The 15,613-nt window shown below is 38.9% G+C and carries 11 protein-coding genes; 1 reads left to right on the top strand and 10 read right to left on the bottom strand.

Features of this window, described 5'->3' with window-relative positions:
- Positions 1-89: 89 nt before the first annotated feature.
- The 7 genes from WA338_RS00005 to WA338_RS00035 form a co-directional block, all read right to left on the bottom strand.
- On the bottom strand, positions 90-857 hold the full coding sequence (locus WA338_RS00005; protein ID WP_336091579.1) for a YwqG family protein: 768 nt from the start codon (positions 855-857) through the stop codon (positions 90-92).
- Positions 858-1,007: 150 nt separating this feature from the next.
- Complete coding sequence (locus WA338_RS00010; RefSeq protein WP_273016294.1) at positions 1,008-1,661, bottom strand: hypothetical protein; 654 nt, start codon at positions 1,659-1,661, stop codon at positions 1,008-1,010.
- A 351-nt stretch (positions 1,662-2,012) separates the two neighbouring features.
- Positions 2,013-5,153, bottom strand: coding sequence for an Eco57I restriction-modification methylase domain-containing protein (locus tag WA338_RS00015; RefSeq protein WP_336091583.1), 3,141 nt, complete (start codon positions 5,151-5,153; stop codon positions 2,013-2,015).
- A 536-nt stretch (positions 5,154-5,689) separates the two neighbouring features.
- A complete protein-coding gene (locus tag WA338_RS00020; protein WP_273016291.1) occupies positions 5,690-6,565 on the bottom strand; it encodes a biotin-dependent carboxyltransferase family protein in 876 nt (291 codons plus the stop codon).
- Complete coding sequence (gene pxpB, locus WA338_RS00025) at positions 6,558-7,283, bottom strand: 5-oxoprolinase subunit PxpB (protein WP_273016289.1); 726 nt, start codon at positions 7,281-7,283, stop codon at positions 6,558-6,560. The genes WA338_RS00020 and pxpB overlap by 8 nt, the downstream gene beginning before the upstream one ends.
- A complete protein-coding gene (gene pxpA / locus WA338_RS00030) occupies positions 7,274-8,023 on the bottom strand; it encodes a 5-oxoprolinase subunit PxpA (protein WP_273016287.1) in 750 nt (249 codons plus the stop codon). Before pxpA ends, pxpB begins: the two co-directional genes overlap by 10 nt.
- Entirely contained in the window at positions 8,020-9,243 is a 1,224-nt protein-coding gene (locus WA338_RS00035) for an Nramp family divalent metal transporter (protein ID WP_009780335.1), read from the bottom strand. The genes pxpA and WA338_RS00035 overlap by 4 nt, the downstream gene beginning before the upstream one ends.
- 107 nt (positions 9,244-9,350) lie before the next feature.
- On the opposite strand from WA338_RS00035, the gene WA338_RS00040 reads away from it, so the two are divergent.
- Entirely contained in the window at positions 9,351-10,124 is a 774-nt protein-coding gene (locus tag WA338_RS00040; RefSeq protein WP_272987374.1) for a hypothetical protein, read from the top strand.
- Positions 10,125-10,243: 119 nt separating this feature from the next.
- On the opposite strand, the gene WA338_RS00045 is transcribed toward WA338_RS00040, so the two are convergent.
- From WA338_RS00045 to WA338_RS00055, 3 genes are all read right to left on the bottom strand, one after another.
- A complete protein-coding gene (locus WA338_RS00045) occupies positions 10,244-13,114 on the bottom strand; it encodes a M16 family metallopeptidase (RefSeq protein ID WP_272987372.1) in 2,871 nt (956 codons plus the stop codon).
- 125 nt (positions 13,115-13,239) lie between these two features.
- Entirely contained in the window at positions 13,240-13,920 is a 681-nt protein-coding gene (locus WA338_RS00050; RefSeq protein ID WP_273419295.1) for a hypothetical protein, read from the bottom strand.
- A gap of 102 nt (positions 13,921-14,022) precedes the next feature.
- A complete protein-coding gene (locus WA338_RS00055; protein ID WP_336091592.1) occupies positions 14,023-15,561 on the bottom strand; it encodes a YifB family Mg chelatase-like AAA ATPase in 1,539 nt (512 codons plus the stop codon).
- Positions 15,562-15,613 lie beyond the last annotated feature (52 nt).

Below are 15,613 nucleotides of genomic sequence, written 5' to 3' on the forward strand. Positions count from 1 at the left end.
GCGGCTTGCCCTATGACCCAAATTATGCGACAAAATTGAACTAAATACTCTTGGATTTTAACTCAGTTCTTTGTTGTGTACAGTAATTTTTAACAGCAATCCCAATAAAAATATGCTTTTGAAAAGTCCTTTTTAATTAGGTTTTCTTCGTTTATAAAAATATGTCCAAGTCCACTATCTCCAAACATTATATGGTCATCGACATCTATTTGTAAAACTTGTATATCATCTCTTTGGTCAGCATTATAATCTCTTGGGTCAGATTGAGTAAATTCCGCATATCCGCCAATTTTATGTCCCATTGCATTAAAATATTCTCCAAATACCTTCTCTTGTTCTTCATTCAAGTTTTCAGTAAAATCCCAATAGTCATCTCCGTCAAAAAGATAATCGAATTGAGAATCTTCAGAACCTCCTTTGTCAATTCCTTTCTCAAAAGATAGTTGATGAAGTTTATAAACTGGCATCTCATCGTAATCTTTTTCAGTGATAAATGAAAAATCAGTAATTGGTTCTTTACTTAATTCCTCTATTGAATGATAAATTATAGCAAAGTCTTCTTGATACCAATCCGTTGGCGACAAAAACAGTTGAAGGATTCCATTTTTTGGAAATGCTTTTAATTCCGGAATTTGTTCGAAATTGAGTTGAGCAACCATTACCATTGAATTTCCATTTTCATCTTTTGGATACTCTTTGTCTTTTGGAAAGAATGGCTTTCCAAGGAATTTACTTTCTTTTAAATCCAAATTGTCCTCAAGAAGTTTTTCTTTCCTTGGTTTTGCTTTTATACGTACAAATTCTCGTTCGTATTTTTTTAAGTCAGATTCAAATTTCTTTAAAAATTCAGGAATCATTAATGTTCGTTTTTATTGTACACAACGGGTTTGTATAACAATCAGTTGCGGATTGTTTGAAAACTAAGATAGCTAAAATTCCCGACTTTTATGCTTGCGCGGTTGTGTCCGCAAGACACAAAGCCGCAATTGTTGTTATACGTTGTTATGCTACGTTTTTATCACGTCTTTTATTTCAGGTTTTGTCGCAACTACCAATGAAACTATTGTATTGTTATATTTCATAGCACAAACCAAAAATAGAGGTTCTATAATGCTTTTGTCAAGCTTTTCTAATTTTTCATTTTCGAAATTATAATAAGTCAGTTTATATTCAAAAACATTGGCATTTCCAGATTTTTCCCATTGTCCCATATTCTCTATTTCGGTCAAAAACTCAAAACCTAAATCAAGTTTTTTTTTATCGTGTCCATCTGAATACACATCTAATAAATACTCACTAGTAATTGGTTGATTAGTTGCGAGATGATAGATTCCTTTAAAGTTCTTTTTATGTAGCTTATCTAAAATTATTCTATCAAATGAAATTTCCGCTCCATTGTTTCCAAAAGTAAGTCTGTTGTTAAGCTCTTTTTTGTTTGACAGTATATTGCTAACTGCTCTTCTTGTTAATTCAGATTTATGCAGTTCTCCGTCATTTAAAATTCCTATTACATCTCTCAATTTATCATCAATTTTAGCATATTTTTGATTGCAGGAATAACAAGCAGGAACGGTTTTTCTTTGGTCTTTATATTCTTCTGGATATCCGACAAAAAACGCTTTTGCGGGAATGTGTTCTTTCGTTCTTTGCTTTTTTTCCAATGTTCGCATTGGAATTTCGCAATTATAACATTTTTTTGTCATATTTAAATGTGATTTTTCAGCAAATACTATTCAATTTCGAATTTAAAAGATGTTGCGAGTTTTTTTTAATGTAGCATAACGGTCTAGTATAAGAATAGTAGCGGATTTTTACGCACTAACTTTTCGTTTTAACACAGACCTTTTTTATTATTAATTCATTTCGTTTTAGCGATCAAACCGCTATTATTTTTATACATTGTTGTAAGCTGGCTTTTTTTCAGTTCAGCTTGGTTTTCAGCGTTGGCAAGACATACTCTTTTGCAATTTTTGGCGTAGCGTTGGCTTGAGCGAATTGCAAATGTGTATGGCTTATGCGTTGGCTTCTTCCACAATATTTATTTCTTCTTCTGTCAATCCGTACAATTCATAAACCATTTGGTCTATTTCTTTGTCCGTTTTATCAATTTCTGTTTTTAATTCCTCTGCCTTTTGTTTCTGTTCTTTAAAATACTGCATCCATTCAGCTTCTTCACTTAATGAGATTTTATTGTATTCCGTTTCGTTTTCTTTAGCAGACTTTTTACGGGCTTTTTCTAACTCCTTTAAAAAATCTCCAAATTGATTTTCATACCAATTTGACAATTTTCCTGATAATTTAATTAAATCAAATTTCGATTTAAGTAAGTTATTAAAGGAATTTATATGTTTTAGAAAAGTTCTATTTGTTTGCAACATTTTAATCGACAAGTCATTTAGAACTTCTGTCTCATTTGATATTGGAAACCTTATTTGTTTTAAGTAATCTCCTTTAACAGCAAGATTTAAAAACTTTGTTGCAAAAAGGTAATTAAGTAGTTTAGAATTTAGAATAGCTAAAAAGTAATATGTACTAATATTTTCAGATGTAGGTGTCAAGAAAATTATGCTTTCCATACCATAAATCCCTGAATCATCAATTGTCGCTACTAATCTTGTTTTAAGGCTCTCATTTCTTGTTCTTTGCAATAATATTTTTGGATTTTTGTCTAATTCAGCTTTTTCTCTTGGCCATTGAAGAGAATACCAAGGAATTACACCTCTAATACATTCTCGTCTTTTTTCTAACTTTTCTTTAAATTGTTCAAGCCATTTTTTGGTTAAAGGATAATTATCAATATCAGTATCTCCATCTATATAAAGTATTCTTTTTGAATCATCCTTGATTTTCCATTTACCTATATCTCTACCTAAAACGATTGGAACCAATAAGCTTTCTTCAATATTTGCATTTTTTATATCTTCTTTATTTTCAAAGATGTAGGATTTATTATTTCCGGTTACGATGCCTTGGAACACTTTGAAATAATCTTCTACTTTATGAAATTTCTCATTGAATAGTTTATTGAATAGCTCGTCATTACCGCTTGAACTAATACTTATTGCATTTTGATATTTGGTAAAATAGTCAGTTTCTACAATACTTGACTTATGAATATTAAAGTCTAAAGCATCAGTCAACTTTATATTTTCTACACCTTTTTTATTAATTGTTAGAATAACTGTATCAACTGTTGCATCTGCAAAAACTTTACCGCCTGTATAACATACTTCGGAAAGCCATTTATTATTAAGTAACCTTTCTCTGATTAATTTGTAAGAAAGATTATTTAAAACAATGGAAGGAATAATGAAAGAAACTATACCATTTTTTGTTAGTCTATCTGTGGCCAAATCAAGAAATAAAATAAACAAATCACTTCTTTTGTAAAAAGTTTCAAAGGTGTTCTTATAAAAGTCTTTTTCAAGTTTTGGTATTAATTCGACATTCACATAAGGTGGATTTCCAATAATTACATCAAAACCACCTTCGTCAAAAACTTCTGGAAATTCTTTTTGCCAATTAAAAGCCTTATCTCCTGCAACAGTTGGGTCGTCAATTAAACTGTTACCACATTTTATATTGTTGTTTAAAGAAGTCAGTTTTCTGCCTTTTTGGGCAGTTCGTAACCAAAGCGAAAGTTTGGCAATTTCAACACTTTCTTCGTTGATGTCAACTCCATAAATGTTGTTTTCTAAAATCGCATTTTCAACTTCGCTCAATACCATTGCATCTCCAAACAATTTGGCTTGTAATTCGTCAATGTATTGATGTTCTGCAATTAGAAATTCTAACGCTTGGTTTAAAAAAGCTCCACTTCCACAAGCTGGGTCGCAAATGGTAATTTGTAGCAACCATTTTCTGTAATCTTCTAATTTTTGAGATAACTTTTTTAAGGTCGCTTTTTGTCGGCCTTTACGTTCTTTTTCGTATTCAGCTTCTTGAATGTCAAGTTCGGTTTTCTTTTCCTCGCAAAGTTTGCCAACCGTATTATCTACAATGTATTTGGTAATATATTTTGGTGTGTAGAAAACACCATCTTTTTTACGTTTGGTTTTACTTTGTTCAGATGCAACTCCTTGAATCTCTGCTTGTATTTCATCAATATCGTTTAACGAATGTTCAAAGATGTGTCCGAGGATGTTAACGCTTACTTCACTTTCAAAATCGTAGTTGCTTAAATTAACTGTGTGTTTGTAAAGTAAATCGTCATTGATTTTGATGTTATCTAAAATCTCATCTGGTGCAAAAAGTCCACCATTGTAAGCAAAAATATCGTGCTGTTGTCCTTTGTGTCCTGTGTTCATATAACCGAAATACTTTTTAAATCGGTCGTACAAAGGAAAATACTCGTCATATTTATCTCGTAAATCAGTCCATTGGTTTACGATAGAACGAATTGAATTTGGTGGAAGTAGCAATCTATCTTCTGCAAAAAAGATAAATAGAAAACGGTCAAGTAATTTCTGCGTTTTCTTGAATAATGTTAATTTATCATATTCAGGATTTTCTTTTTGAATGGCATCAAAAATCTCGTTTCTAAATGAAGCGTAATCTTTGTATAATTTTTTGGTGACATTTTCTTCTTGAGTTAAAGATTCGTCTTTAATCTTTTTCGGAATGTCTTTTAAAAGATATTCTGATGAAAGGCAAAGCCAAAGAATGTTGAAACGTTCTTTTGAAAGCTGAAATAAATTAAATTCCTCAAAGTCAACTGCGTTGTCAATGTAAAAACGCAACTTTTCAAAGTTGGAAGTAATGACATAATTACAACCTGGTTGGTTGTTTTTATATCCAAACGCTTGCGTTTCTACTTTGCTTAAATCGGTTGTGTTTGTTCCTTTCAGTTCAATTACTCCAAGTGCTTTTTCGCCTTTTAGGATTGCTCCATCTGTTTTTTTAGAGCCTTTTATGTTTTTTAATTCTGTGGTCAGATTAAAGTCAGGCGTTGGGTTTTTGGTGTAGCCCAAAACATTCACAAAAAGGTCAATCAGAAATTCGCCTTGATATTGTTCCTCTTTCGAGTTACGAATGTTTTCTTGAATGGTCGGATTATGAAAATGGCTTGTAAATCGCTCGTATGCTTCATTAACTTTTTCGGACTCCAATCCTTTTAAATATTTGTTTAGAACAGAGTTCTGAAATAAGCTCATATATATTTTATGTTTTTTCTCAAATTTAATGTTATTCCGAGCGTTGGCAAAAAAACAATGTGTGCCTTTTTCGGCACTCTTTGTTTTGTGCGGTTGGCTCTTTTTTCAGCTTGCTTACAACTTGTTATATCAACACAAATATAGTTGATTATCAGAGTCCCTGTCGGGATATCAACACTTTTTAGTGTCGATTTGTGTTTTTTGTTATTGGCTAAAACACGCCATAAAACACAGCGTTAAACAGGTTCAACCACCGGGTTTTATACGCAATTCCTGCGTGCTTAAACCATTATTTATCCATAGTTTATCCGTTGTTTTACCATTAAACCCCAGTGTTTATGGGCAAACAATGCTTAATTAACGGATGATCTATGCTTAAAGCTGCAAGAAAACCCCTTTCAAATCCTGTTGACCAAGCAGCTGAAGCGATCTGCTTTTAAAGCGATTTTAAGCGAAAATGATATTAACGCAAGTCTTTATAAAACCAACAGCTTGTCGCTGTAAGACTTTTTCTAAAGTGCGTAGGCTTCATTGGATTAACGCGAAATAGCACCTGTATCAAGCGCTTTACGCTTAAACGAAATGGATTCGCCGGGTCGTTTTTGAGCAAGTTGACAAATACCAAATGTACTCAACTGCAACACCCTGGGATAGCCTCCGGAAACCTGACAGTCGCGCATCAACGCGATAAGGGTTCCGCTTGGGGTAAGTTGCACCGTTCCCGGTAAAACCGGCCCGGTAGTGATGCCTTTTAGCACATTATCAAAAATTTCTTCAAACGGGATCGCCATCCGGTTGCTCTTTGAACTCAGCGTAAATGACCTCTCAAAAAGCTGCTGTTGCTCCTCGGTGCTCAACAGCTCAAACTCCGGCCCGGGATAGGCTTCTATTACGGGATCCCAGAGTTGGGTATCTTCAAAATTTACGCGAGATAAGGCTTTAGCGGTTACTACTTCATCAGTAATGGCCAAAGACACCCCTTTTTCAAGCTTAGGAGCCGCTGTAATGCCGGGATACTGACTTCGGCTACCCAATACGCTTTCGGTTTGAAAACCTCCGGAAACGGCAAGATAGGCACGTAAGCCTTTATGAAGTCTGCCAAATTTGAGCACGTCACCTTTTTGTACGCGATAGCGCTTGGCTAAACTTATGGGTTGGTCGTTGAGCAAAATATCAAATTGTGCTCCGCAAACCGCAATGTAGGTTTCACTGCTAAACTCCAATACGGGACCGGTCATCAGCATTTCGAGCACGGCAGCGTTGGGATCATTATTCAGTAATAAATTGGCTTTTTCGGCAGAGAACGAATCCATCACCCCGCTTTGCGGCACACCGTACTGCGCCACGCCGTGTCTTCCGGTATCTTGAAGCGTTGTGTAAAAACCTGGTCGTAGTACGTGTATATTAGCCATGTGTCGAAGTTAATTGATAGGTTCCTGCTTGAACTTCCTGTTGAATTTCGTCATACTTTGCTTTAGAGACCGAATAAAACTGAATGCGATCTCCCGGAGTAAACGGACACGGAGGTTCGCTTTTAGGATCGAATAACGCTACCGGGCAATTCCCGATAATTTGCCATCCGGCCGGACTGCTGTTTGGGTAGATGCCGGTTTGGTTTTCAGCGATGCCCACAGCCCCTTTTAAAACCGATGCACGTGGCTCTGATTTACGTGGCATTTTGAGGCGCTCGTCCATTCCGCCGAGGTATAAAAATCCGGGTAAGAAGCCTGTAAAATAAAGCCTGTATTCCGGAGCGGTATGCAGGCTGATGAGTTCGTCAATCGTTAAGGATTTTTCCTTTGCCAACAGCTCGAGGTCGAGACCAAATTCAGCATCATAACATACCGGTACGTGATACAATTTTGAAGCGACTGCTTCCACTGGAATATTTTGAAAATCAAGTGTTTTTAAGCGTTCAAAATCACTATAAACAGATTCTATTGTTTTATTGTAATTAACTAATAGTGAATTATATGTGTTTATTATCTCAACTTCTTGTTTAACTATATTTTGCGCAATGTATTTTTTTACTGCAAGCAGAAATTTTAAATTTTCAGGCGAAATTTCAAAGTCCCATTGCAGGAGGATTGCCTGTGCTCCAAGTCTGTTTATTCTGGGTTTTACTTGCACGATACAGTAGTTTTTTTAATCTGGTTTTCGTCTAATTTTTGATTTAAAAGCTGAAGCAATTCCACTGCTTTTGGCGTGTCGCCGTGCACACAAATGGTATCAATTTTTACCTTCAAAACACCACCGTCAAGGGTCTTAATTTCGTTGCGCTGCACCATACGCAAAACGTGTTTGATCAAAGCACTTTCATCGGTGATCACCGCGTGGTCTTTTTGACGAGAGACCAAGCTTCCGTCAGGTTCGTAATTGCGGTCAGCAAAAGCTTCAAAAAGTACCTTCAGTTTTCCTGTTGCCACACGGCTCATTTCAGAATCAAAAGGTACATACACCGGGATTTCAGGATAGGCTTCAGCCAAAACTTCCGTAAGAAATTCAGCATATTCCTTTTTTTGCGCACATAGATTATACAAGGCTCCGTGTGCTTTGATATGATGCAATGATACTTGATGGTTCAAACATGCTTGATTCACACGGGCTATTTGTTCTAAAACGGAGTCTTTAAGTGCTTTGAACGAAAGCTGCATTTCCCGCCGCCCAAAATGCTCCCGATCAGGAAAAGAAGGGTGCGCTCCTACTCCAACCTTATACTGTTTTGCAAGCTGAACCACTTGATCTATAGTTTCTAGATCTCCGGCGTGACCGCCACAAGCCAGGTTGCACGAACTGATAAGCGGCATCAATGCGACTTCATTGCCGATGCCCTCGCCTAGATCACAGTTAAGATCGATACTTGTTCTCATAAAAGTCCAAAAACGCTTAGAATTGCACGCGCTCCTAATATAAGAGTTACGATCAAGATGCACACACTTATTATATTTTTCAGCTTGGAGTTTTGATAATTTCCTAAAAGCGTACTGCGATTGGCCAGCCAGATCAAGATCCCTGCGATTACCGGTAAAAGAATACCGTTTGCCACCTGCGCAAACTGAATGATCTCAATAGGTTTGATCCCAAAAGTTGCCACCCCCACGCCCAATACTAAAACGAGCATCCAAACCAATCTGAAATTTCGTGATTTAAGATCACCGCCGAGGTTGAGGCATCCTTGTGCTACATAAGCCGCTGCAAGCGGTGCTGTGATCGCTGAAGTAATTCCGGCGGCAAAGAGTCCTAATCCTATACAATACCGCGCAGCGCTGCCATAGAGCGGCTCTAAGCTTTGTGCGAGTCCGCTGGCGCCATCCACTTCTTGTCCTGTGATGGCAGCCGCAGCAATGATCACACTCATAGATACGAGTCCGCCTAAGATCACCGCGACAATGGTATCTTTTTTTGCTGCGGAAAGTTCAGATCTATCCTTCCATTTTTGATTGACTAAAGACGCGTGTAAAAACAAATTGTACGGCACTACTGTAGTTCCCACCAAAGCGACGATCATTAGAATACTTCCGTCAGGAAATTGTGGAATAAGAGCGCCTTTAAGCACCATTAGCAGCTGAGGACCTGTGAGTATCGCAGTGATCACAAAAGACAAACTCATTAAGATCACCAGAAGTAGAAAGACTTTTTCTAGCACTTTGTAATTGCCGATATACAGTAAAATGAAAGCGATAGCTCCTATAAGCAAACTGTATCCGTTTATAGCATATCCTGCAACTTCAAGAATGCCTGTGCTTCCTAAAGCCTGAAGCCCTAAAACGCCTCCGCTTATATTACCGCCTTCATAGGCTGCGTTGCCCACGACGATAGCCGCTAAAACAAGACCTAAAACCGATTTTCTCAGAATACCTGCGGGCAACTCATCACGCAGTACTTGTGATAGTCCCTTTTGCGAAACCAAACCAATACGGGAAGCGGTTTCTTGTAAAATAATGGTCGCAATGATGGATAAGGTCATCGCCCACAACAGGCTAAAACCAAACTGAATACCCGCAAGTGTACAAACAGTCACCGTCCCCGGACCGATAAATGCCGCTGCCACTAAGGCTCCCGGGCCAATGTTCTTAAAAGGATTTCGCATAAACGTTGTTAAATCCTAAATATAAAAACATCTGTTTTGATTTCGGCAAAAACCTTAGGCTAAAGTGAAAAACGTACTTTTAAGAGTCACTTAAAACCCTTAATACTATGGCTGCAGAGAACAAAAAGAAAGCACATACCGCCCTCAACTTAAACTACAATTCAGATAATGGGGTTTGGCTGCATCAGGGCAAAACCCTTCGTAAGATCGTAGGAACCGCCGGGATGCTGCTCCCTATTTTACTTTTGGCGATTTCGCTTACTTTTTTTGAACTTCCGGGTCCGTTAGAATCCATCAGTCATTATTACTACACACGTGCAGCGACCCTGTTTACGGTCATTGTGAGTCTTATAGGTATTTTTCTTATTGTCTATAGCGGCGAAGAACCTGTTGATTTTTGGGTTTCAAACCTTGCCGGTATGGCTGCTTTGTGTGTGGCTTTTTTCCCTACGAGTAATTTGGCCCAAAGCTGTTGTGATGCGGTAATGCCGTATGCGGTAACGTATTTTGACGAGTCGCAAGAAGGCTGGCGCTCGCTCTTTCACTATATCGCAGCAGCGGTATTCTTAAGTGCTTTGGCTTTTATGTCATTATTCTTATTTGTAAAATCAGACACTCCAAAAGGCAAGCGTTGTAGAGAAAAAGTGCTGCGTAATCGGGTATATCGCACCTGCGGAATCTTGATGCTTCTGGCACTATTGGTCATTGTACTGGGGCTTTTTAATATAATTCCAACCGAAACCTATGATCGCCTAAAACTCACTTTCTGGATGGAAGCGCTGGCGGTTGAAGCTTTTGGTTTTAGTTGGTTGGTAAAAGGAGAAGCCTTGATGCAAGACAAAGTAAACGAACGCAAAGCGCCATCAAGTGGCATTCTTTGAGAGTAATTGCTTTTGCTTTTATGGCAAGTTCTAGGATTTTAAACCTATTGGCGATGCCAAAAATAAAACCCGCTAAAGCTTAACCTTAGCGGGTTCTAATTAAAGTAACTATTGAAGGTTTACTTCTTTATTTCTTCAAGCTTAACTTCGTTGCCCTCTTTATCAAGAAGCATTACTTCGTCAAAGCCCATATCTTTAAATTGCTGGTACTGCGTTGCCGCATCTCCAACAACCAAATACGCCATTTTTGACTCATCAAGATATTTATTGGCTAAAGCTTTGTGCTGCTCTAAGGTCATATTCTTGATCGTTGCTTCTTCCTGCTCGATATAATTAGGATCTAGATCGTAAGCACTACGCTCTTGCAACATTCCTAAAAGCGAACCTTGTGTTTCAAAACGACGCGCATTAGACTTGATCAAAGCGTTTTTAGTAAACTCCAGATCTTCAGGAGAAATCCCTTCTTTATATTTCTGAATTTCATCTCTAAAGATCGAAACGGATTCACCGGTGGTGTTGGTTCGTACAGAAGAAGACGCGGTGAAAGTTCCCGGAATTTTACTTCCGCTAAAACCGGAACGCGCACCATAGGTATATCCTTTTTCTTCACGTAGTACCAGGTTTACGTTACCGCTGAACGATCCTCCTAATTTGTAATTCATCACCTCTGCAGGATAGAAATCTTTATCGGTACGTGGCATAGAAATGTAACCAATATTGATCACCGACTGCTTCGCGTTAGGAACATCAACAAAATAAAGCGATGCTTTATCTCTGTTGTTCTCTACCGGGAATTCCGGAATCGTCACTTCTTTAGCCTCCCAGTTCTCTTTAAGACCTTCTAAGGAAGCCAAAGCCTGACTTTCACTAATGTCTCCCACTACGTGGAAACGACTTACGCTAGGAGAAAAATAGTTGTTGTAGTAGTCTTTTAGATCTTGCATTGTGATTGCCTCAACAGACTCCACGGTTCCTGAAGTAGAATAGGCTAATGGATGGTTCTCTCCATAGAGACGCTTGCTGTACACACGGTTTGCGATCACGTTAGGATTTGCGTCAGAACGTTTGATCCCGTTAATCGTACTTGTTTTGATACGCGCAAATTCCTTCTCGTCCCAACGTGGCTCTAAAAGAATTTCCTGAACTAATTCCATAGTCGCATCAAAGTTACGCGCCAGTGTATTTCCTCTCAAAACAATAGACTCATCACCGGTATACATATTGATGCTTGCTCCAAGACGGTCTATAGCTTCTTCTAATTCTAACGGAGTTTTAGTCGCTGTACCTTCCATAAGAATGTCGCTCATCAAGTTAGCCACTCCATTTTTGTTTAGATCATCTAATAAATGACCTCCTTCGATCACAAGGCTGAAGTTTACTAGCGGAAGTTCGTCTTGAACGATACCATACACTTCCATTTCATTAGGTAATTCAGCAGTCCAGCTTTCCGGAATATTCAATTCTGGAGTCTCTCCCATAGGAGGTGCTACCGAACGGTCAAACTTAGAAGGTGTTTTCTCGATCTCAACATCTGCATCAACAATTTCGGTCTCTACATTTTCGGTGATCTCTTCTTCAACAACCTCAGCTTTTTCTGAATTTTCAGCAATAAGCTCTACTTGTCCTTTTGGTACAAAACTGGTCATTACATAAGGCTTCCCTTTTACGTATTTTTCATAAACACGCATTACATCTTCAGCAGTAACCGCCTTAATATTTTCAATATCATCCTCGATAAACCCGGGATCTCCGGTAAATACATCGTATTGTGCCAGTTGGAACGATTTTCCTAACACACTGCTGATGCCGTTATAAAAGTCAGTTTCCAGACCTGCTTTAATACGTTCGATATCTTCAGCCTTCACGCCTTCTTCTTCAAAAAGCGCAAATGCTTTATTAATTCCGGTTTCTACACTATCCAGATCAACACCAGAGTTAGCGGTAACCGAAACTCTAAATTTCCCTGCAATTTGATCAGAGCTGTTAAATGCAAACGGACGTGAAGCCAGCTCCATATCTTCTACTAGAACGCGGTATAAAGGCGCTTTCTTTCCGTCTGATAAAATTTCGCCTAAGAAATCTAAAGCATACGCATCGTCTGTATACTGCTCTACCGTAGGCCAAACCATATTCAGCTGGGGTGCTGTAGCAAAGTTGTCTTCGTGATACAAACGCTTGGTCTCGTCTAAGGTTACATTTTGAACCGGTAAAGGTTCTACTTCCTGACGCTTTTTAATTTCGCCAAAATACTTTTCTACCAATTCTTTAGTCTTGCCTTCTTCAAAATCCCCGGCAATTACAAGCGTGGCATTGTTAGGGCCGTAGAATTTATCGTAGAATTCTTTTACATCCTCTACAGTAGCGTTTTGAAGATCTTCAAGTTCACCAATCACCTGCCAGCTGTACGGGTGACCATCAGGGAATAAATTCTTGTCAATCACCCAACTGGTATGTCCGTAAGGATTGTTATCAACACGCTGACGTTTTTCATTCTGAACCACTTCTTGCTGGTTTGCAAAAGCCGATTCTGTTACGGTATTGATAAGAAAGCCCATACGATCAGACTCTAACCACAACACAGTTTCTAATGCATTGTTAGGTACTACTTCGTAATATACGGTACCATCTTGCCAGGTTCCCCCGTTTAAAGTACCACCGGCATCCTGAATGGTTTTAAAGAATTGATCTTGCGGAACGTTTTCTGATTCCTGAAAAAGCATATGCTCAAATAAGTGTGCAAATCCCGTACGCCCTTTCTTCTCACGGTTAGATCCTACGCCATACTGAATGGCTACAGATACAATAGGGTCACTCTTGTCTTGATGAAGCACAACGTTTAACCCGTTCTCGAGTTCGTACTTCTCGTAGTCGATTGATAATTTGGCTTCTGCGACATCGCCCGTATCGGTTTCTTTGTCTTCACAAGAAACAAAGGTTGCCACAAACAATGACAACATAAGCGCCATTGGTGTCCATCTCGTTTTGATCATAGATGTTAGTTTTTTGATTAATAAAAAGTTAAATACGTTCCTAACTGTTAGAAAAGACGCAATAATTGCGCCGAAGTTACAAAACTATTAGGGTTTATTTAACGAAATCAAAAAACTGATGCATATTATTCAGCGGCGTTCTCTACGCGTATTTTTTCTAGCTCTTCTTGCGTGAGTACTCTAAAGGAGAATTTATAGCCTTCATAGATGGCGATTCCGTAGAATAGAAGATCCATTGGGCTGAAGGTTTCAGAAAGCAGTTCTGGCAAATAGGCGTAGTCAAAATATAAAGCAGTCTCCAAAAGCGTAAGATCTTGAGCATTGGCTACCAACCCAAAAATACTGAATATGTTCCCAACAAATACAGCGACAAATGCAATGGCGCCTCCCCAGATCCCAAAGATCTGACTGATTCCTTTTCCAATCAATCGAATGGTAAAACCTACGCCGGCTCCTATCGCCACTGCCATATACCCGATCTGAAACTCAGTCAAAACAGTAATAGTTCCCCAGAGAATAGCTCCTATTAAACCGGCTATCAAACCACAGATCACGGCGGGAATTAAATTTTCCTGACTTTTTACATATTCCAGATCTTCTTCAGAAAGCTTTTCTCTGACCTGGCTCATCTCTAAGCCTTCGGTTTGATGAGAAACGACTTTAACCGCGGTATCTTCTTTAAAATCTATACAGGTATTTTCAAAAGAAGCTTTTTCATTGGTGAGTTTACAAAGAATACCTTCTTTCATATTCATTTCTCGGTTGAGGCATCTTTTGCAAAAAGCCAATTGCGCATCTCTGGTCATTCTGATAGTTGTTTAACGATTAGGCAACAAGTATCTTAAAAAAATTAACAGTATCAAATAATTTTAGATAATTAAGACATACTCTAAATAATATCAGAAAGGCTACCCCAACCAGCCATCTCGATCGAGGCTACGGTATTGAATAGCTTCAGTAATATGATGTGCTTGTATCTGCTCTGAAGCTTCTAAATCGGCAATGGTGCGCGAAACCTTAAGAATACGATCATAAGCCCGTGCAGAAAGGTTGAGTTTCTCCATCGCGTTTTTCAATAAGGTTTTTGAAGTCTCATCCAAAGCGCAGTGCTGCCTGATTTGTTTAACACCCATTTGCGCGTTGTAATTGATGCTTTCGATTTCGGTAAATCGGTTGGTTTGTAGTTTGCGGGCTTCGGTAACTCGCTTTCTGATTTCCACACTGCTTTCCGCTTTGCGTTCTTCAGAAAGTTTATCAAAAGACACAGGAGTCACTTCGATATGAATATCAATACGATCTAATAAAGGTCCGGAAACTTTACTCAAGTAGCGCTGCATTTCGGCAGGTGTGCTGCTCACAGGCGCACTGGGATCGTTAAAATAACCACCCGGACTGGGATTCATACTGGCGACCAGCATAAAACTACTGGGATAGGTCACCGTAAACTTAGCCCGGGAAATCGTGACTTCACGATCTTCCAGCGGTTGCCGCATCACTTCAAGAACCGTACGTTTAAATTCGGGTAATTCATCTAAAAAAAGAACCCCATTGTGCGCCAGAGAGATCTCTCCCGGTTGTGGATATGCCCCACCGCCTACCAGGGCTACGTCTGAAATCGTATGGTGCGGACTTCTAAAAGGGCGTTGTGCCATCAAGCCTAGGTTTTCACGCATTCTGCCGGAGACGCTGTGTATTTTTGTCGTTTCGAGCGCTTCACGTAAGGTCATTGGCGGTAAGATAGAAGGCAAACGCTTTGCGAGCATCGTTTTTCCCGCACCCGGCGGACCTATTAAAATAATATTATGCCCACCTGCAGCGGCAATCTCCATACACCGTTTAATCGACTCCTGCCCTTTTACATCACTAAAGTCAAACTCGGGATGCTCTAAGGCAAGAAAAAATTCGTTACGCGTGTCAACAATAGTGCGTTCTAAAGGTGCATCATTATCAAAATGCTCGATCACCTGCGCAATAGAATCTATCCCGTAAACTTCGAGATCTTTGACTATAGCTGCTTCCTTTGCATTTTGACTGGGTAACAAAAACTTTTTGAATCTTTCTTCCTGGGCTTTGATCGCGATAGGCAAAGCACCGCGAATGGGCTGCAGACTTCCGTCTAGCGAGAGTTCGCCCATAATGACATATTCCTCTAAATGTTCCGCTTTTATTTGTCCGCTTGCTACCAGAATACCAATTGCCAGAGTAAGATCGTAGGCGCTTCCCTCCTTGCGTAGATCGGCGGGAGCCATATTCAGCGTGATTTTCTTTCCGGGAATTTTAAAACCATTATTCCGAAGTGCAGCAGCAATGCGGTAATTGCTTTCTCTGATGGCATTATCAGGCAATCCCACCAAATGATACCCAATACCTTTATCAATATTTACTTCGATCGTAATTGTAGAAGCCTCAACGCCAAAAACCGCTGAACCATAAACCTTTGTAAGCATAATTTTTAAGTTGGTTTTCTAAAGAAACAATATTATTTCCAACTTTTGAAAT

Origin of the sequence: Leeuwenhoekiella sp. CH_XMU1409-2 (assembly GCF_037029365.1) — a bacterium.
Classification (GTDB): Bacteria; Bacteroidota; Bacteroidia; order Flavobacteriales; family Flavobacteriaceae; genus Leeuwenhoekiella; species Leeuwenhoekiella blandensis.

Coding starts and splice junctions, on each gene's coding strand:
- WA338_RS00005 (WP_336091579.1), bottom strand. CDS start 857: ATGATTCCTGAATTTTTAAAGAAATTTGAATCTGACTTAAAAAAATAC.
- WA338_RS00015 (WP_336091583.1), bottom strand. CDS start 5,153: ATGAGCTTATTTCAGAACTCTGTTCTAAACAAATATTTAAAAGGATTG.
- WA338_RS00020 (WP_273016291.1), bottom strand. CDS start 6,565: ATGGCTAATATACACGTACTACGACCAGGTTTTTACACAACGCTTCAA.
- pxpA (WP_273016287.1), bottom strand. CDS start 8,023: ATGAGAACAAGTATCGATCTTAACTGTGATCTAGGCGAGGGCATCGGC.
- WA338_RS00035 (WP_009780335.1), bottom strand. CDS start 9,243: ATGCGAAATCCTTTTAAGAACATTGGCCCGGGAGCCTTAGTGGCAGCG.
- WA338_RS00040 (WP_272987374.1), top strand. CDS start 9,351: ATGGCTGCAGAGAACAAAAAGAAAGCACATACCGCCCTCAACTTAAAC.
- WA338_RS00045 (WP_272987372.1), bottom strand. CDS start 13,114: ATGATCAAAACGAGATGGACACCAATGGCGCTTATGTTGTCATTGTTT.
- WA338_RS00050 (WP_273419295.1), bottom strand. CDS start 13,920: ATGACCAGAGATGCGCAATTGGCTTTTTGCAAAAGATGCCTCAACCGA.
- WA338_RS00055 (WP_336091592.1), bottom strand. CDS start 15,561: ATGCTTACAAAGGTTTATGGTTCAGCGGTTTTTGGCGTTGAGGCTTCT.